This window comes from Pseudanabaena yagii GIHE-NHR1 (assembly GCF_012863495.1).
Classification (GTDB): Bacteria; Cyanobacteriota; Cyanobacteriia; order Pseudanabaenales; family Pseudanabaenaceae; genus Pseudanabaena; species Pseudanabaena yagii.
Genome location: NZ_JAAVJL010000001.1, coordinates 630,188 through 648,063, shown reverse-complemented (window position 1 = coordinate 648,063; position 17,876 = coordinate 630,188). Strand labels below are relative to the sequence as shown.

16 protein-coding genes and 1 pseudogene are annotated in these 17,876 nt (G+C 45.7%); 10 read left to right on the top strand and 7 right to left on the bottom strand.

Annotated elements, in window-relative coordinates; all coding sequences use genetic code 11:
* Positions 1-56: 56 nt before the first annotated feature.
* On the bottom strand, positions 57-1,988 hold the full coding sequence (gene mnmG / locus HC246_RS03140) for a tRNA uridine-5-carboxymethylaminomethyl(34) synthesis enzyme MnmG (protein WP_169362111.1): 1,932 nt from the start codon (positions 1,986-1,988) through the stop codon (positions 57-59).
* A 139-nt stretch (positions 1,989-2,127) separates the two neighbouring features.
* Positions 2,128-3,624, bottom strand: a complete 1,497-nt coding sequence (locus tag HC246_RS03135) for a type IV pilus twitching motility protein PilT (RefSeq protein WP_169362110.1) — start codon at positions 3,622-3,624, stop codon at positions 2,128-2,130.
* Between the two features lie 157 nt (positions 3,625-3,781).
* Here HC246_RS03135 and map point away from each other — a divergent pair, with 157 nt between their 5' ends.
* From map to HC246_RS03120, 3 genes are all read left to right on the top strand, one after another.
* Positions 3,782-4,627: a type I methionyl aminopeptidase gene (map, locus tag HC246_RS03130; protein WP_126386235.1), complete on the top strand. Its 846-nt coding sequence runs from the start codon at positions 3,782-3,784 to the stop codon at positions 4,625-4,627.
* Positions 4,628-4,681: 54 nt separating this feature from the next.
* Positions 4,682-5,359 carry an SDR family oxidoreductase gene (locus HC246_RS03125; RefSeq protein ID WP_169362109.1) on the top strand — a complete coding sequence of 226 codons (678 nt, stop codon included), beginning with the start codon at positions 4,682-4,684 and terminating at the stop codon, positions 5,357-5,359.
* A gap of 63 nt (positions 5,360-5,422) precedes the next feature.
* A complete protein-coding gene (locus tag HC246_RS03120) occupies positions 5,423-6,577 on the top strand; it encodes a LysM peptidoglycan-binding domain-containing protein (protein ID WP_169362108.1) in 1,155 nt (384 codons plus the stop codon).
* A gap of 212 nt (positions 6,578-6,789) precedes the next feature.
* Here HC246_RS03120 and HC246_RS03115 read toward each other — a convergent pair whose 3' ends face one another.
* The 3 genes from HC246_RS03115 to HC246_RS03105 are packed head-to-tail and all read right to left on the bottom strand — an operon-like array spanning position 6,790 to position 8,996.
* Complete coding sequence (locus HC246_RS03115) at positions 6,790-8,019, bottom strand: RNA polymerase sigma factor (protein WP_169362107.1); 1,230 nt, start codon at positions 8,017-8,019, stop codon at positions 6,790-6,792.
* Positions 8,020-8,025: 6 nt separating this feature from the next.
* Positions 8,026-8,643, bottom strand: coding sequence for a glutathione S-transferase family protein (locus HC246_RS03110; protein WP_169362106.1), 618 nt, complete (start codon positions 8,641-8,643; stop codon positions 8,026-8,028).
* An 11-nt stretch (positions 8,644-8,654) separates the two neighbouring features.
* Positions 8,655-8,996: a YciI family protein gene (locus HC246_RS03105; protein ID WP_169362105.1), complete on the bottom strand. Its 342-nt coding sequence runs from the start codon at positions 8,994-8,996 to the stop codon at positions 8,655-8,657.
* Between the two features lie 367 nt (positions 8,997-9,363).
* On the opposite strand from HC246_RS03105, the gene HC246_RS03100 reads away from it, so the two are divergent.
* From HC246_RS03100 to HC246_RS03090, 3 genes and pseudogenes are all read left to right on the top strand, one after another.
* The gene (locus HC246_RS03100; RefSeq protein ID WP_169362104.1) at positions 9,364-9,585 is read left to right on the top strand and encodes a hypothetical protein; all 222 of its coding nucleotides are present in this window, start codon (positions 9,364-9,366) and stop codon (positions 9,583-9,585) included.
* On the top strand, positions 9,578-9,991 hold the full coding sequence (locus HC246_RS03095) for a hypothetical protein (RefSeq protein ID WP_169362103.1): 414 nt from the start codon (positions 9,578-9,580) through the stop codon (positions 9,989-9,991). The genes HC246_RS03100 and HC246_RS03095 overlap by 8 nt, the downstream gene beginning before the upstream one ends.
* Before the next feature lie 605 nt (positions 9,992-10,596).
* Positions 10,597-10,911 (top strand): annotated as a pseudogene (locus tag HC246_RS03090) (phage integrase N-terminal SAM-like domain-containing protein); the annotation flags it as partial.
* 173 nt (positions 10,912-11,084) lie between these two features.
* Here the strand turns inward: HC246_RS03090 and ahcY are convergent.
* Positions 11,085-12,374: an adenosylhomocysteinase gene (gene ahcY, locus HC246_RS03085; RefSeq protein ID WP_211167620.1), complete on the bottom strand. Its 1,290-nt coding sequence runs from the start codon at positions 12,372-12,374 to the stop codon at positions 11,085-11,087.
* A 52-nt stretch (positions 12,375-12,426) separates the two neighbouring features.
* A complete protein-coding gene (locus HC246_RS03080; RefSeq protein WP_169362102.1) occupies positions 12,427-13,203 on the bottom strand; it encodes an ankyrin repeat domain-containing protein in 777 nt (258 codons plus the stop codon).
* A 126-nt stretch (positions 13,204-13,329) separates the two neighbouring features.
* Here HC246_RS03080 and HC246_RS03075 point away from each other — a divergent pair, with 126 nt between their 5' ends.
* The 4 genes from HC246_RS03075 (at position 13,330) to HC246_RS03060 (ending at position 17,860) form a co-directional block, all read left to right on the top strand.
* On the top strand, positions 13,330-13,761 hold the full coding sequence (locus HC246_RS03075; RefSeq protein WP_169362101.1) for a DUF3024 domain-containing protein: 432 nt from the start codon (positions 13,330-13,332) through the stop codon (positions 13,759-13,761).
* A gap of 115 nt (positions 13,762-13,876) precedes the next feature.
* Positions 13,877-15,613 carry an ATP-binding protein gene (locus HC246_RS03070; protein WP_211167619.1) on the top strand — a complete coding sequence of 579 codons (1,737 nt, stop codon included), beginning with the start codon at positions 13,877-13,879 and terminating at the stop codon, positions 15,611-15,613.
* A 62-nt stretch (positions 15,614-15,675) separates the two neighbouring features.
* Positions 15,676-16,551 (top strand): MBL fold metallo-hydrolase, encoded by an 876-nt coding sequence (locus HC246_RS03065; protein ID WP_169362100.1) that lies wholly within the window; start codon positions 15,676-15,678, stop codon positions 16,549-16,551.
* A gap of 175 nt (positions 16,552-16,726) precedes the next feature.
* Positions 16,727-17,860, top strand: a complete 1,134-nt coding sequence (locus HC246_RS03060) for a cob(I)yrinic acid a,c-diamide adenosyltransferase (RefSeq protein ID WP_169362099.1) — start codon at positions 16,727-16,729, stop codon at positions 17,858-17,860.
* Positions 17,861-17,876: the final 16 nt, after the last annotated feature.

Here is a 17,876-nt window from a genome sequence, read left to right as displayed (position 1 = left end):
TTTTAATTGTTTCTCAAATAGAAAAGACGCGCTATGCACGTCTTTTCTATTTGCTTCTATTTTGTTTTGCTGGCAAGGCGATGTTGAATCTCTAGATAAACAAGTAAAGCATTGACATCCGCAGGGTTTACACCACCAATACGACTTGCTTGTCCAATCGTCATGGGGCGAATTTTACTGAGCTTTTCCCTTGATTCTTTAGAAAGAGTCTCGATCGCATTGTAATCAATATCTGGTGGTAACTTGCGATCGCTATGTTTGGCAACTTCCTCAATCTGATGTTCTTGACGTTGGATATAGCCGACATACTTTACTTCAATTTCGGCGGCGAGACGTTCAAAGCGATTCAAATTGTCATCGGCTAAGCCATAGTGAATTAATTCCGCATAGTTAAACTTAGGACGACGCAAGAGGTCAGAAAGGGTAATTGCCCCACGAATTACTTCGCCAGTCTCAGCAGTAATCCTTTGACCGAGTTCATCCTTTTCCTTGACGCGAGTTTCATTGAGGCGTTGCACTTCCGCATGGACACGCTCTTGCTTGTCACAGAACATTTGCCAACGGCGATCATCGACTAGTCCGATTTCACGACCGATGGGTGTCAGTCGGCGATCGGCATTGTCCGATCGCAAAATCAAGCGATATTCAGAACGGCTCGTCAACATCCGATAGGGTTCGCGCAATTCCTTTGTACATAGATCATCGATCAGCGTACCGATATAGCTACTGGCGCGAGGCAATACCACCATCTCTTTCCCTTTCGCATAGAGAGCAGCATTCATCCCTGCAATTAGTCCTTGCGCGGCAGCTTCTTCGTAACCCGTGGTTCCATTAATCTGACCCGCACAAAATAGCCCTTCAATCAATTTGGTCATCAAAGTGGGATAACATTGTGTCGCAGGAATATAGTCATATTCTACTGCATAGGCAGCACGGAGCATCTGGCAATTCTCTAATCCGGGGAGAGTCCGCAACATTTGCAATTGAATATTTTCAGGCATTCCCGTGGAGAATCCTTGAATATACAGCTCAGGAATAGTCCTCCCTTCGGGTTCGATAAAAATCTGATGGCTCTCTTTATCCGCAAAACGGACAATCTTATCCTCGATGCTGGGACAGTAGCGGGGACCCTTAGCATCGATGAAACCTCCATATACAGGCGTAAGATGTAGATTTTCGCGAATGATGCGATGGGTTTCTGCAGTGGTGCGAGTCAAGTAGCAGTTCATCTGCTCTCTTTCCACCCATGCCGAAGGATCAAAACTAAACCAGTTCTGTTCTTCATCCGATGGCTGAGCTTCCATTTTGCTATAGTCTACACTGCGGCGATCGACTCGTGCGGGTGTTCCCGTTTTTAAGCGATCGGTGACAAAGCCCAAGGCATTCAGGGTTTCCGTAAGTCCTGTGACCGCAAATTCTCCTGCCCGACCTGCTGACATCGAGCGATTTCCCACCCAGATCTTGCCATTGAGAAATGTACCTGTCGTTAAGATGACCGCTTTACAGCCATAGCCCACTCCAAATTGAGTTTCAACGCCATAAATCCCTTGATTCGCATCTAATAAAACATTAATGACTGTTCCCTCACGCACCGAGAGATTTGGTTCATTTTCTACCACCTGCTTCATTTCGGCGGCATATTCGCGCTTATCGGTCTGCGCTCGCAAAGCCCATACTGCGGGTCCCCGCGAACTATTGAGAATTCTTTTTTGTAAATAGGTGCGATCGGTGATTTTGCCAATTTCACCACCGAGGGCATCGACTTCATGGACGAGTTGTGATTTGGCAGGCCCCCCAACGGCGGGATTACAGGGTTGCCATGCAATGCGATCGAGGTTGAGGGTGAGGAGTAAAGTTTTGCATCCCATTCTCGCTGAAGCAAGGGCAGCTTCACAACCTGCATGACCTGCACCAACGACGACGACTTCAAATTCGTCTAGAAACTGGACTTGATTAGCTGAATTAATCGAATTCTTTATCTCGCTCATTGCCTGACAGACCTGACCAACAAAACATTATTCTAGCCTAAAACCCTTAAACATACGATGAAGCACCGTGCTTTGCACAGTGCTTCATCTGCTTGTGCTATCCGTTACGTGGGTAGCACAAGATCTATCTGCTTCAAAGCTACATACGACCACGCAACATTTGCGCCATTTCGTTGGGCTTCGGCGAGTTCTCTACGGCTGTTTCTTCCGTAATGCGTCCATCCTCATAGAGCTTATAGAGAGACTGGTTCATATTGACCATTCCCTCATAGGTGCATTTAGGAATGATTGCCTCAATCTCGTCTACTTCACCACGTTTGATATAGTCACGCACCGCATCAGTATTGATCATGATTTCATGAACTGCTGCACGTTTGCCATCGGTAGTCCGCACCAGAGACTGAGCAATAACACCCACCAAGGATTCCGCCACCTGAATTCGCATTGGTCCCTGTTGTTCAGGTTCATAGAGATTCAGAATCCGCTCAATGGTTTTAACTGCACTATTCGTGTGGAGTGTTCCGAATACTAAGTGACCAGTTTGGGCGGCTTTCAGCGCTGTGTTCACAGTTTCTTTGTCGCGCATTTCCCCAATCAGAATGATATCGGGATCTTCACGCAAAGCTGCCTTGAGTGCATTATCGAACTTGAGAGTATGAATACCTACTTCCCGTTGTTTGATCAGCGCTTTTTTACTTTGGTGGACAAATTCAATGGGGTCTTCGATGGAAATTAAGTGCTTCTGCATTTCCGTATTGATAAAGTCCACCATTGCCGCTAGGGTCGTAGACTTCCCTGAACCAGTAGGACCTGTGACAAGGATCAAACCTTTGTGGGTGTAACAAAGCTCTCGGAATACTTCAGGTAAACCAAGTTGATCGATGGACAGAATCTTGAGGGGGATCAGTCGCAAAACCATCGCAGGGCCCCGTAACGAATCAAAGATATTAATCCGACAACGGGCAAATTCGTACTGGGTTGCACCATCAAATTCTAAGGTGTCGCGAAATTGCTGGATTTGTTTATCATCCATAATTTCGGTCAGCCATGTATCAAAAGTTTGCTTGTCGGGAACGGGATATTGCTCCTGTGTCACCATCAAGCCACGACTCCGAAAACGCACTGGTTCATTTACGCCAGCATGAATGTCAGAACATCCTTGCTCATGGGCATCCTTGACAATTTGAGCAAGGGTGGGTTGCCCTGAACTACGCTGTAAAATCGCTGGCACACCTAACCCTGGTAAGTTTGGAGGTGGACCTGGACGAATTGGAGGGCGGGGGTTAGGAGGTGGGGGAACGCTTGTAATCTGGGTATCTGTGGGGATTGCCATTTGGGCTTGGCGTGCTGCTGCTGCCGCCTGAGCCTGTTTTGCTTGTAGTTGAGCCTGTTGTAGTTGAGCTTGCTGTGCAGCCTGCTGTTGAGCAGGATTTGGAACCGCACGCACTTGACCAGCAGCTCCTTGAGCAGTGGGAGCAACACGCTGCTGAGCTGCGGGATTAGGAGGTATTTGAGGATTGTTGGGAGGAGCGACACGCTGCTGGGCGGGTGGTGGTGCGGCGGGATTACGTGGCTGTTGTGGTACACCACCCCCAGAGGAAGGTGGCGGTACGGGAGGCATCCCAGATTGCGTCATAGTTGAACCTCGTTCTTAAACATTTTGGTTAGGCAGCAGGCTTAGTGATGAGAGTTTTGCTAGTCAAATTGTGCGATTTGACCTAAAAATAACCAATCCTGTTACCTCATAGGCTAAAAATATATTAGCTGTTGTAAATACTATCCTCAAATAATTAATGAATATTCTTAGTGCTCTGCGATCAAAACCGAGCGCAGAAAGCAAAAAAGCTTCTAAGCAAGCTGCCCCTAAGCAAACTAAAGGTATTGAAATCAAGTCGCAACGTGAGTTGGACTATATGCGTGAATCATCTCGCATTGTCGCTACGGTACTTAAGGAGATTTCCGAAATCATTGCTCCTGGGATGACGACGATGGATCTCGATGCTTATGCCGAGAAACGCATTCGGGAAATGGGTGCTGTTCCTAGTTTTAAAGGATATTGTGGTTTTCCTGCCAGCATTTGCTCTAGTATCAATCACGAAGTCGTCCATGGTATTCCTAACGCTAAAAAGGTCATTAAGCTAGGTGATCTGGTCAAGATCGATACTGGTGCTTTTAAAAATGGGTTTCATGGCGATTCTTGCATCACGGTGGGTGTAGGCACAATTAGCGAAAAGGCTGCTAAGTTGATGCGTGTAGCTGAGGAAGCACTATATAAGGGTATTGAGCAGGTCAAACCCGGTAACTGTATGCTCGATTTAGCTGGGGCGATCGAGGATCATGTCAAGGCTAATGGTTTTGCAATCGTTGAAGACTTTACAGGACATGGTGTTGGTCGAAATCTCCATGAAGAGCCATCGGTATTTAATTTCCGTACCCATCAATTGCCTAATGTGCGTTTTCGTCCGGGGATGACCTTAGCGATCGAGCCAATCTTGAATGCGGGAACTAAGCGAGTCAGAATTTTGGCTGATAAGTGGACGGCTGTAACAGTGGACAATCAGCTTTCGGCTCAGTTTGAACATACGGTTTTGGTGACTGAGACTGGCTATGAAATTTTTACCGATCGCAACAAAATCTAAACAATTTCCAAGGCGCTGCAACGCAGCGTTTTGGGATTAGTAAAACTCAAGATTATGCAGAATATTTTTTTAGCAGGTTCGAGTCGCGGTGTTGGGCGAGAAGTTGCCAAGCTTTTGCTGGAAAATGAACCACCATCGGTAAATTTAACTGTCCTTTTACGCAATCCTACCTATGCGGTGGAGCTAGAAGCTCTAGGGGCAAAGGTTGTCTTTGGTGATGCGCTCAATGCTGCGGAACTAGAAGCGGCGATCGCGAAAGTAGGGGATATCGATATCGTGATTACGACGATGGGTGGTCTGCCTAGCGATCGCGGCGAAAGAGCAGATTGTGAAGGCAATAAAAATCTGATCGATCTGGCTGTGAAGGCGGGAGTTCAGAAATTTATTCTCGTTTCTTCGATTGGTAGCGGCAATAGTGTAGTGGCGCTGGCTCCACAGGTTTTAGCGACCTTGGGGGCAATTCTCAAGGAAAAGGAAAAGGCGGAGCAGCATCTCGTGGCAAGTGGCTTGACCTACACGATTATTCGTCCAGGAGGGCTAAAATCGGAGCCAGCGACGGGTAATGCTGTGCTTACGGAAGATCCTACGATATCGGGGATTATTCACCGTGCGGATGTTGCTAAGCTGGTCTGTAAATGTGTAAATTCAGAGAAAACGAATCATAAAGTTTTTTCAGCGATCGATCGCAATATGCTCTTTAAGCCAGTAGAGTTTGAGACGTTCAATTTTTAAGCTAATAGTAATAGAGTGAGTGAGTGAGCTTGCTCGCTTTGTTAAAAATACAGTGAGGCAGCCATGCAGGAATATATTGTTCAAGCTGGAGACACACTTTCTAATATAGCTAGGCGATTTTTGGGAGCAAATGGAGATTGGCGCGAGATTGCAAGGATTAATAACATTACGAATCCTGTAAGTTTGCAAATTGGTCAGCGCTTACTGATTCCTAACCCTGCTACACCACCGATCGCCCAAAATCCTGAAGTGGCGATGGTGCGAAATACCTTGCAGGGAGTTCATCCACCCAATAAGATTGCGATTTCCTTCACGACGGTGGGCAGTGATCTGATTGCAAATTTGCTCAATACTGGTCAGCAGGAGCGATTTGCTAAAACTAAGGATCTGGGACTATATCGGTTCGGCATTTTTAAGCTGCGTGATTTCATTATCTATGGCTCTGGGTTGCTGCAACAGTTGCAAATGAGTCCCTCAGAAATCAATGTGATGTTGGTAACGTCTGCTAATGAAGGAAGTCTCGATGCCATTAATACTTGGGACAATCAATATTTGAGTTTTGGTATCTTTCAATGGACATTAGGCTCCGCAGGGCAAGCAGGTGAGTTACCTGCTTTGTTGAGTAATTTAAAAAGACGGTATCCTACGGAATTTCAATATTATTTTGGACAGTTTGGGGTAGATACCATATCGATGGATGGCGTGACGGGTTGGCTTTCCCTCAATGGCAAGCAACTTGTTAATGCTGCTGATAAAAACATTATGCGTCAACCGATTTGGGCGTTACGCTTTGCGATCGCAGGTATGGATGCGCTAGTGCAGTCCGTCCAAGTTCTCCATGCAGTTTCCCGACTCGATCAGTTCTATTTTCGACCCTCCCAGACTTTGCAGGGCTTTGCGCTTTCGCAGTTACTCACCTCCGAGTTTGCCGTTGCTCTGTTACTCGATCACCATGTCAATCGCCCCAGTCATGTGATTGGTTGTGTTGCTGATGCGATCGCGCGATCGGGGTTAACGGCTGCTCAGATTGCTCAAGGTTCTGGCGATAATGAGGCTTTAATTATTCAAAATTATTTGATTTTGCGCGAAACCTATGGTGGGGCAAATGCAATGACCAAATCGAGAGAACGTGCGGAATCAATTAGAAATGCGATCGCCACTGGTAATCTTTCACCGCAAAGGTTTTCGTTCCGTTCTAATCGCCAAGTAAGAGTTTAAGCTCTTAGCCTACAATTTATTGCAAAGCTAAACTTCTCAAACACACTTTTACATTGCATTAACTCGCCTTACGCGATCGGCGATCAGACTGCTTAGGAAATTTTAGTCTAACGCCCCCAATCACCCGCCGCAGGTAACCCAGAACATCAACCGATAACTTCTGTGCGGTCGGTGTGCATTGGGCTTGTTAGCCTGCGGGAACTTTATATATTCTATTCAACTAATCGAGAAGACTGATCGAGAAGAAACTCACGAATAGCAAGACCCTCGGTTAAGCCGATCGCCCGTGAGTAAGCTTGCTGAGCTTCAGATTTGTACCCTAGTTGCTTCAGTAAATCAGCTTTCAGTGCCCAATAGGGTTGGTAGTTCTTTACAGCTTCGGTCGGCAATGCATCGAGCCGTGCTAAACCCTGGTTTAATCCTTTGGCTTGAGCGATCGCCGCAGCATGACTTACGAATGCACCGAGCGTAGGTGAAAGCTGAATCAATCCTTCGTATAACAATGCCAGTGTTTCCCAATTAACCTCTTGGGTGACGGTGCGTTGGGCGTGGAGCGATTGAATCGCAGCTTCAAGCTGAAATCGTCCCAGTTGGTTACAAGTAGCTGCCTGAAAGAGTTCGCGTTCTGCTTCATCGATCATTGGCTTTGACCAAAGCTGCGTATCTTGCTGCAATAGGGGGATGTAAGCACCGTAGACGCGACGAGCATCGCGTCGAGCTTCGCAATACAGCATGAGAGCCAGCAATCCTCGTGCTTCCGGTTCTTGAGGCATTAACTGAATACACAAACGGACTAACCAAATCGCTTCTTCCGCCAACCCTTGATGCCGAGGATCACCGCCGTCTATCATTTCCCATGCATTGGTATACGCGGCGTAAATCGCTTCTAACACAGCCGCCAGTCGGGTCGGCAATTCTTCCGCTTCTGGCACTTCAAACGCGATTCCGGCATTCCGAATCTTTGCCTTTGCCCTGACTAGGCGTTGGCTCATGGTGGCAGGTGCAACCAGAAACGCAGAAGCAATTTGTGCTGCGTTCAGACCAAGCACCGTCTGTAACATCAACGGAGTATGAATGGTGGGATCAATCGCTGGGTGAGCACAAATGAACAGTAATTTCAGGCGCTCATCGGGAATGTTCGTCTCATCAAAAGAGAATTCAGTTGGCGATTCCAATGCACTCAACTTGAAGGTATTGAGGATTTTATCCTGAACTTGCGATCGCCGTGCGGTGTCAATCAATCGGTGTCTCGCTGTGACCAGCAGCCATGCTTCAGGATTTTTGGGAACTCCGGTCTCCGTCCAAGTTTTTAAGGCCGTCAGGAAAGCCTCGCCGAGGGCATCTTCGGCAGCCGCCACATCTCGTGTTTGGGCTGCTAGATACGCCACCAACCTGCCATAGGAATTGCGGGCTGCCAATTCTGCCGCTCGACGTGCATCCATCTGTGTTTAACCTCTCGGTGCTGTCTGTTGCCAAGCGGGTAACTGCTCAATTCGACTATACCAAGTGCGAATATGAGGATAATCTTCTAGGGGGAATCGCCCAGGCACCGCATAGGTTAAATCACTGGCAACGGAGAAGTCAGCCAATGTCAAGGTGGCATTGACTAAGAATTCACGCTCTGCCAGGTGCTGATTCAGGATGATCGCTTCTGTATGAAAGCGTGCAGTTGCCGATTGCACGACTTGCAGATCAGGCTCTCCCAATTGCAAGAGAGGCTTGACGAAGTTCTCGTACTGCAAGGGTTGACAGACCTGATACCAGTGGGCGAGTTGCCAACTTTGCCAGCGCATGATGTCCGCCCGAATCTGCGGAACTTCTGGCCAAAGAGAATTCGACCCCTGACTTGCCAAATATTGCATAATCGCAGTGGATTCCCACAGGATAAACTCGCCATCTTGCAAGACTGGAGTGCGCCCCGTTGGATTTAACTGCACAAACTCTGGGGTACGTTGTTCACCTTTCTGCAAATCCACCAATCGCAGTTCGAGCGGTAGTTCCAGATGAATGGCAACAGCATGAACTTTGCGGGTGTTTGGAGAGGGTGGAAAATAATAGAGTTTCATCAAGTAATCTCCTATTCTTGGGTTGTGGGTAGCAAAGGACGCACTTCAACAGCGCAATTACTTGCAGCAGGACAACGAGCTGCCCAATCTAGAGCCACGTCTAGATCTGGAACATCAATGAGAAAAAAGCCACCCAGTTGTTCTTTTGTGTCAGCATAGGGGCCGTCTTGAACGTTTCGTTGTCCGTTTTGCAGACGGATGGTTGTGCCTGTATGACTAGGATGAAGTGCTGCGCCACCTACCATGACTCCCGCATCAATGAGGGCCTGTGAGTAAGCGTTGTATGCAGGCATCTGCATTTCTCGGTTAGCAACATCTTGCTCAGTCTCGTAAACCAGAATCGCGTATTTCATAAGAACTTGTCCGTTAGGGGTTTGATTAGATTACAGAAGTTTTCTCTGCTCTCTACTGCTATGACGAACAAGAGTCTGGCATTTCGACAGGGGTTTGTATTTATTTTGAGAAAAATTTAAACAAGGCGCTGGTGGAGTGGCAATCGAATCCAACCAAACATCACCCATCCGACCATGATCGATTACTTGAGCAGGCTAACAGTCTAGTTGATCTGCCACAGTTAAGTTTTGACTTTTACAGATCGATTTTGGTTAGGTCGGCTCCAACGCAGTGTTAGACTGCTTTCGGGGATGCGGGTTAGCGAGAAGGTGATGTTATACTGGAATTGAGTGCAAGAAATCAAGGTCTATAGCTTTCTTAAAATCTATGCTGACAACTACTCAATTTGTTCCCATGATTAGGCAATTGTCTCACTCCGATAAGCTCTTATTACTTAACTTTCTTGTAGCCGAGTTGCTGAAAGAGTCTGGTATTGTACCGATGTCTATTCAAGACGATCTTCCTAGACAAGGTTTACATGACTCTTTTGAAGCTGCTGCAATTTTAGCTCAAGCATTGAAAGAGAAACAAGAATTGACTCATGGCTAGTAAAGTAAGATTTGCTTTCACTGAGGTAGATCCTAGTCTTGGAGCATTAAGCACTCTTCCATATTTACCACTGACATTAACTTATCAAAGTCAATCTTTGAGTGTTTCGGGTCTGTTGGATACTGGCTCTAGTGTTAATGTCTTGCCGTATGAAATGGGTTTAGCATTGGGTGCAGTCTGGGAAAATCAAAGGCTGTCTTTACCATTAGGAGGGAATTTAGCTAGATTTGAAGCTCGTGCATTGGTTGTCAAAGCCACTGTTGAACAATTTCCTGCTGTAGATTTGGCTTTTGCTTGGACTCAAGATAAATATGCGCCGCTAATATTGGGACATATGAACTTCTTTCTTGCATTCGATGTGTGTTTTTACAGATCCGAATCAGCATTTGAGATTAGCCAAAAATAGTTTACTAAGGAAAAAGGAGGTGCGTTACATTGTATTAACGCACTTACAAGATCGCGCGATCGGGCTTAACGGCTGCTCAGATTGCTCAAGGTTCTAGAGATAATGAAGCCTTAATTATTCAAAATTATTTGATTTTGCGTGAACCCTATGGTGGAGCAAATGCGATGACTAAATCACGGGAACGTGCTGAGTCAATTAGAAATGAGATCGCCACTAGTAATCTTTCACCGCAAAGGTTTTCGTTCCGTTCTAATCGCCAAGTAAGAGTTTAAGCTCTTAGCCTACAATTTATTGCAAAGCTAAACTTCTCAAACACACTTTTACATTGCATTAACTCGCCCTACGCGATCAGCGAGCAGACTGCTTAGGAAATTTTAGCCTAACTATGTATTAGATGGAAAGTTTCTGTCTAATGTCACTATAAGCAATATAGGCTGAAAGTCAAGATTCTGTCTAATCACCCTATAGGGGGTGTTATGCAGAAAAATTCTGGCTATTTAACCTATACAGGATATTAGACGGAAAAATTCTGCCTAATCACCCAAATGGCGTGTTAGCCTGACAGCATAGTATATTATTTAGATTAGTTTCTGGATAACTTCATTATGCAAGCTGAGCCGCCGCCTCGAAAATTGTTAGATCGCGTTAGAGATCGCGTACGGGTGAAGCACTATTCTTACCGCACCGAAGAAACCTATGTGCAGTGGATTAGACGGTTTATTTTGTTTCATAACAAGCGACATCCTCATGAAATGGGTGGCGATGAAGTCAATGACTTTTTGACCCATTTGGCAGTTAATGAAAATGTGGCTGCATCAACACAAAATCAGACTTTGAGTGCGATTTTATTCTTGTATCGAGAAGTCTTAGAACTTGAGTTAGGTCTTAACCTTGATGCAACGCGATGTGCAACTAAGAAAAGGCAAAAAAACTCACAGCCGAAAGTGTTAGAAAACAGAACTAACGCCATTAGCGGTGAGCATTATGTTTTCTAAACGCGATGTGCAACAACTATATATATATAAGGAAGTAGCGAAGTATTGCAGTGACAGAAAAGGGAGCGCTTAGCGCTCCCTTTTCGTTGACTTTTTGATTATGTTCCTTCAGTCCAAGAATTGAGGTAGTGAACTTGCTCAGGAGTGAGGGTATCAATGGTGATACCCATAGCTTGCAACTTCAAACGTGCAATCTCTTGGTCGATATCCTTAGGAATTGGCACAACACCAGCAGGCAGCTTGCCCTTGTTCTTAACAAGGAATTCGCAAGCAAGAGCTTGATTAGCAAAGCTCATGTCCATCACACTAGCAGGGTGTCCTTCGGCAGCCGCAAGGTTAACTAGGCGACCTTCACCGATGACGATGACCGACTTGCCAGACTTCAGCTTGTACTCTTGAGTGAAGTTACGCACGAAGCTTGCAGATTCGCTGAGATCGTTAAGCGCAACGAGGTCAATTTCTAGATCGAAGTGACCAGAGTTAGCCACGATCGCACCATCTTTCATATTTTCAAAATGTTCGCGACGGATAACATGCTTGTTACCAGTAACGGTGATGAAGATATCGCCAACCTTAGCTGCTTCCGACATAGGCAATACGCGGAAACCATCCATTGCTGCCTCGATCGCGGCAACAGGGTTGATTTCGGTAACAACTACGTTTGCACCTAAGCCCTTAGCACGCAAAGCCACGCCCTTACCACACCAGCCATAGCCAGCGACGACAATCACTTTACCTGCCAATAGGATATTGGTAGCGCGGATGATCCCATCGAGGGTGGATTGACCAGTACCATAACGGTTATCGAAGAAATGCTTGGTTTCTGCGTCATTAACAGCGATCGCAGGGAAGGTCAACTTGCCATCCTTGAACATCGCATTAAGGCGAACTAAACCTGTGGTGGTTTCTTCGGTAGTACCGATGATTTCAGGAATTTGATCGGCGTGGTGTAGTACCAAGGTGGTGGTTACGTCGCTACCATCATCAACGATGATGTGGGGACGGTGGGCAAGGGCAAGTTCAACGTGACGATGGTATGTAGCGTTATCTTCACCTTTGATTGCAAATACCGAAATCCCGTGATCGTAAACCAAGGAAGCAGCAACGTCATCTTGAGTCGAAAGAGGATTGCTGGCGATCAATACGGCATCTGCGCCAGCCGCTTTGAGGGCGATCGCAAGGTTTGCGGTTTCGGTGGTGACGTGGCAGCAAGCAGCGATGCGGATACCTGCAAGGGGCTTTTCGGCAGCAAAGCGATCGCGAATTTGACGCAATACGGGCATTTCGCGGCTAGCCCATTCGATGCGTTGTTTGCCTAGAGGTGCAAGAGTGATGTCCTTAATCTCGTGCTTAACGGTCACGGTTTCGGGCGCAATGGTAGTGGTCATGTATTGAGTTGAATTTTTTACAAAATTTAACCTCATTATATGCTAATCCCCATCACTGAGTTGCGGATCTTGCCCCTGCTTTTTTGAGGATGTCAATAATTTCGAGATGGCTTTTTTTGATAGCGATCGCTAAGGGTTTCGCAAAGCTATTACCAAAATTGACATCCGCACCATGTTTGATCAGCAAACGGACGATGTTGGTATATCCACGACTAGCAGCGTCATAAAGCGGCGTATATCCCTCCACGTAATAGTTAGGGTTCATGCCACGTTCTAATAAAAATTGCACCACCTCAGCCCGATTTTCAGCGATCGCTTCATCAAGAGCCGTATATCCGCCATCAGCCGCCAGCTCCAGTTTGGCTCCTTTATTAACTAACAGTTTCACGATTTCTAGATGCCCCATAGCTGCGGATGTAGATAAGGGAGTACCGCCAACATAGGTATATTTGGGATTACCATTCACATTTGCCCCATAGGCAATTAATAGTTTGGCAATTTCCAGACTATTGTTCTCAGCCGCAATTTGTAAAATAGCTCTACCGTTTAAGGCTTCTTCCTCATTTTTATCAAGAGTGTTAGGGTCAGCGTTTCGAGATAAAGCCAGTTTCGCTAAATCCAGATCCTCATTCTTAACCGCTTCCAGTAGAAGCGCATTCTGTGGAACGGAATAGACTGGGCTTGTTTGAGACTGCTTAGTTAAGGATGCGTTTAGAGTCAGATTACTTTGCGTTTTCTGTAGGCTGAGCCTCGGTAGAGCTTCAGAAGCTCTTGGGGAAAATGTGGTAGCGATCGCGATCGCTACTAAGACCGAAGAAGTTAATTTCATTATCAAAAATGATGTTGATCCAAGTATTTTAAATTTAGTCTCTGAACGGGTAGTCGGCTAAAATAATTAAATTTAAAAACGATCATCATCGCGTTTAAAACAAAGATTTAGAGAGGACTTCGAGAAATGGCAAGATCGAAATCAAGATCAAAGTATGAATGGGTATATTCTCCCAAAAAAGAGCCAAGTCCTAAAATACCCGAAGCTCTGAAAAAATTAGTGCAAGAGCGTTTCCAAGAAATTATTGACAACGATCTCAAACCTAATTGCATTCATCCGCCATCCCCAGAAGGCAAGATCATGTACTTGGTAGATATTTTTGGCAAGTGGTATCGCAATTACTTTTACATTTGTGGAACCTATAAATATAAAAATCCCTTGACAGGTGAAGAATCTTCATCTGAACACAAGTTCTCTCGATTTGAGTATGTGGGAAGCGATCGATTTAATGTTGCTTACATGCGCCACACAGAAAAGTTTTGGGAATTTATGCAAGATGTCACCCTAGAACAATGCCTTGAATCATTGCAAACTCTTCCCCATTTGCGTCCGTTTTAGTTTGTCTTCTCCCATAGAGGCTTGTTTTCCCCTTCAAAAGTGAGGAAACAAGCCTCTATACCTCACTTACTGGGAAAGCGCTATATACTTGGGAAATAATGTAGAACATAGTGACATGATCGAGCCTATTGGATATATCTTGGGAACCAAAGATGCGACCCCCCTTGAGTTTTGGGTGGCGGTAAGTGATGGCAAAGTCCTACGTCTGGATGATGTCGTGCAGGTGAAAACCGATCGCCCCGATAAAAAAGGTGTCGTCAACTTCTATGGTGTCGTCGATCATGTGCGAACTATCCACGAAGGAACCCAATTTGATACGGATACATTTCTCGTTACCACTGGCAGTATGCCCGTAAATGTCTCCTATGCCGCGCATATCCAAGTTACCCGCATTGAGCCTGAAGAATATTTACCACCACAACCCAGCGATGCTGTCTATTTAGCTGAAGATGAGAACCTTCGCTTTGCGCTGAACTTCGATGGTATGGAGCAACGTATCTCCGCAGGAATTATGCGAAATGGTAGTCCCGCCTATTTGAATTACGAATTTATTGATGGCACAAAGGGCGCTCATGTCAATATTTCAGGCATCTCAGGGGTGGCGACAAAGACTTCCTTTGCCCTGTTTATTCTCCATTCCATTTTTAATTCAGCAGCATTAGGTTCTAAGAGAGCGAATACGAAGGCACTAATTTTTAACGTTAAGGGGGAAGATTTATTCTTCTTAGATAAACCCAATAACAAAATGCGGGCAGAGGATCGGGCAAGCTATCACATTCTCGATCTGCCCGTAGAGCCATTTCGTGATGTTAGGTTTTGCGTTGCACCTAAGAAAAACACACAGGAAATCGAACCCCATCTCGATCAACGTTCCGATAATATTTCCGCCTATGTGTGGGGAATGCGTGAGTTTTGTCGCGATCGCCTATTTCGGTTCCTGTTTGCAGGTGATGATCTAGAGCGGGGAAATATTGGCTTTTTAGCGAGTATTGTCGAGGAGCGCTTAGCCAGACTAGCTGCGGATAATGACAAATATGATAAGAAGTTAGGATTTTTACCGAGAACTAGTCTGGATTTAGATGATAGCTATGGTGAAGATGGCAAGGATAAGGTGGAAACCTTTCGAGATTTGATTGAATTTCTCGAAGATAAGTTGGTAGAGAATCCCGATCAAAAATGGCTAGGACGCAATGCTCCAGCGACTGCCGAAGCACTCACTCGTCGAATGTGGGGTATTGCTGATGAAATGGGGCATCTGGTGCGCGGCGATCTACCTGCGGAGGAGTTGCAAAAGTATAAGCTCGATCCTCTGGCGGCGGAATATCAATTAACGATCGCGGATATCAATAAACTCGGCAGTAAAGCACAAAAGTTTGTGGTGGGCGTATTGTTACAAAAGCTTTTCATGGAAAAGGAAAAGCGCGGACAATATCCCGTTGTCTTTATCGTTCTTGATGAATTGAATAAATATGCGCCCAAGGAAGGTCGTAGCCCAATCAAAGATTTGTTAGTGGAAATTGCCGAACGCGGGCGATCGCTAGGCATCATCTTAATTGGCGCACAACAAACTGCCTCTGAGGTCGAGCGTCGCGTCGTCGGGCAAGCAGCCGTACGTGTAGTCGGTCGCCTTGATTCCGCCGAAGTAGAACGTCCTGAGTATAACTTCTTAACAGGAGCCTGTCGGAAGCGATCGCTTCTTTTAAAATCTGGCAGTATGTTCATCCATCAGCCTGAAGTTCCATCACCTCTATTAGTTGGATTCCCATTCCCAGCCTATGCAACGCGCTTACGAGAAGTCCAAATCAATGAAGTTGAGAAAAAAGTTATGGACAAAAAAGTTAAGCGCCTATAAGTTCTGAATAATGATGATATGCCTCGCTAGGCTCTGCACACCGTCACCCAAAAAATCCCCCTATGGCTAACCTCAAACATCGGCGATCGCAAAATATTTCTGGTGACTTTTATGTAGATAGTAGTTGTATCGATTGCGATACCTGTCGATGGATGGCTCCAGAAACATTTAACTGGCAAGATGATCAATCGGCAGTTTACCAACAACCACAGAATGATTTGCAAAGGATCAAAGCCATGCAAGCTCTTTTGGCTTGTCCCACGGCATCGATTGGGACTGTGGAGAAACCGACAGATATCAAGTCGATTCAACAACAATTCCCTCTGTTAGTCGCCGAAAATGTCTATCACTGTGGTTATCACGCTGAGAGTTCCTACGGTGCGGCGAGTTACTTGATTCAACGTCCCGAAGGAAATATTTTGGTGGATTCTCCTCGCTTTGCACCACCGCTTGTGAAGCAAATTGAGAATATGGGTGGAGTGCGCTATATGTATCTCACCCATCGTGATGATGTTGCCGATCATGAGAAATATCATCAACATTTTCAGTGCGATCGCATTCTGCATACTGATGATATTTCTACAGGAACCAAATCTGTAGAGATTCAATTGCAAGGTGTAGAAAATTATCAATTAGATACCGATTTACTGATTATTCCTGTTGCGGGGCATACTAAGGGACATACGGTTTTACTCTATCGGGATCAGTTTCTATTTAGTGGCGATCATTTGGCATGGTCAGATCGCTTACAACAGCTTTATGCTTTTCGGAATGCTTGTTGGTATTCGTGGACGGAACTTGGTAAGTCGATGGCAAGGTTAGCAACTTACAATTTTGAATGGGTGCTTCCGGGACATGGCAGAAGATTTCATAGCGATCTCGCAACTATGCAGCAACAAATGCGTAAATGCCTCGAATATATCGATAATCATGCCTAAGGAACATATAAGAAGATTTTTTGTAGTATGGCGAAGCCATACTACAAAAAATCTTCTTATTAAATTGCAGGACTCTAATCTCTATCACACAAGAAGATACGTGATGGCACTTTCTAGGTTTCTGAGATTGGATATAATCACAAAGAATGAGAAATGAAAGAGCTTAGATAAAAACATGGCAGCGATTGGCATCATGACCGCACAGGTGCGTCCCGAACGTGAGATCGGACAAATCCATGTTTATGACGGAACTGGCAAAGGTAAATCACAGGCAGCTCTCGGCGTAGTCCTGCGATCGCTGGGCTTAGGCATGTCTGATAACTCACCATTTGGCACAAGGATTTTACTATTGCGCTTTCTCAAAGGTTCCGAGCGTGAATATTCCGAAGATGCCGCAATTTCTGCATTACAACAGGGATTTCCCCATCTGATCGATCATGTTCGCACTGGTCGTGCCGAATTTTTTGATGCCGAACATGTTACCCCCTTCGATCGCCAAGAAGCCGAACGGGGTTGGGCGATCGCTAAAGGCGCAATGGCATCAGGACTATATTCTGTAGTAGTTTTAGATGAAATTAATCCCGTGCTCGATTTAGGTCTAATTCCTGCCGATCGCGTTGTTAAAGATTTAAAAAATAAACCACCCCACCTTGAAGTAATTTGTACAGGACGCGGCGCACCCCAAGCATTAATTGATATCGCCGACCTGCACTCGGAAATGCGATCGCACGATGATGCCCATGCTGAAAAATATGATGTGACAGGTATTGAGATTTATACAGGTGCAGGTAAAGGGAAAAGCACCTCAGCTTTAGGAAGATCTCTAAAAGCGATCGGTACTGGTATTAGTCGCGATTTATCCCACCGAGTTCTGATTATGCAATGGCTCAAGGGCGGTGCTGGCTATACCGAAGATGCGGCGATCGCAGCGCTCAAACGTGGCTATCCCCATGTGATCGATCATCAACGCTGTGGACGTGATGCGATCGTTTGGCGTGGTCAACAGCAGGAAATTGACTGCATCGAAGCGCAACGTGGTTGGGAAATTGCTCAAGCAGCGATCGCTTCAGGACTGTATAAAACGATCATTCTTGATGAACTCAATCCTACTGTTGATCTCGATTTATTACCCGTAGAGCCAATCTGCCAAGCGTTACTTAAAAAATCTCGCGATACGGAAGTAATCATTACAGGACGCTGCCTCAACAACCCCGCCTACTTCGATCTCGCGTCAGTCCACTCAGAAATGGTCTGCCACAAACATTACGCCGAGAAAGGTGTAGATCTCAAACGTGGCGTAGACTTTTAACAAAAAAGACTCACAG

Bases quoted from the DNA above. Each gene is read 5' to 3' on its own strand.
- HC246_RS03070 (WP_211167619.1), top strand. From the start codon at position 13,877: ATGATCGAGCCTATTGGATATATCTTGGGAACCAAAGATGCGACCCCC.
- HC246_RS03120 (WP_169362108.1), top strand. From the start codon at position 5,423: ATGCAGGAATATATTGTTCAAGCTGGAGACACACTTTCTAATATAGCT.
- HC246_RS03105 (WP_169362105.1), bottom strand. From the start codon at position 8,996: ATGAAATACGCGATTCTGGTTTACGAGACTGAGCAAGATGTTGCTAAC.
- mnmG (WP_169362111.1), bottom strand. From the start codon at position 1,988: ATGAGCGAGATAAAGAATTCGATTAATTCAGCTAATCAAGTCCAGTTT.
- HC246_RS03125 (WP_169362109.1), top strand. From the start codon at position 4,682: ATGCAGAATATTTTTTTAGCAGGTTCGAGTCGCGGTGTTGGGCGAGAA.
- HC246_RS03080 (WP_169362102.1), bottom strand. From the start codon at position 13,203: ATGAAATTAACTTCTTCGGTCTTAGTAGCGATCGCGATCGCTACCACA.
- ahcY (WP_211167620.1), bottom strand. From the start codon at position 12,374: ATGACCACTACCATTGCGCCCGAAACCGTGACCGTTAAGCACGAGATT.
- HC246_RS03095 (WP_169362103.1), top strand. From the start codon at position 9,578: ATGGCTAGTAAAGTAAGATTTGCTTTCACTGAGGTAGATCCTAGTCTT.
- HC246_RS03135 (WP_169362110.1), bottom strand. From the start codon at position 3,624: ATGACGCAATCTGGGATGCCTCCCGTACCGCCACCTTCCTCTGGGGGT.
- HC246_RS03115 (WP_169362107.1), bottom strand. From the start codon at position 8,019: ATGGATGCACGTCGAGCGGCAGAATTGGCAGCCCGCAATTCCTATGGC.
- HC246_RS03110 (WP_169362106.1), bottom strand. From the start codon at position 8,643: ATGAAACTCTATTATTTTCCACCCTCTCCAAACACCCGCAAAGTTCAT.
- HC246_RS03065 (WP_169362100.1), top strand. From the start codon at position 15,676: ATGGCTAACCTCAAACATCGGCGATCGCAAAATATTTCTGGTGACTTT.
- map (WP_126386235.1), top strand. From the start codon at position 3,782: ATGAATATTCTTAGTGCTCTGCGATCAAAACCGAGCGCAGAAAGCAAA.
- HC246_RS03100 (WP_169362104.1), top strand. From the start codon at position 9,364: ATGCTGACAACTACTCAATTTGTTCCCATGATTAGGCAATTGTCTCAC.
- HC246_RS03060 (WP_169362099.1), top strand. From the start codon at position 16,727: ATGGCAGCGATTGGCATCATGACCGCACAGGTGCGTCCCGAACGTGAG.
- HC246_RS03075 (WP_169362101.1), top strand. From the start codon at position 13,330: ATGGCAAGATCGAAATCAAGATCAAAGTATGAATGGGTATATTCTCCC.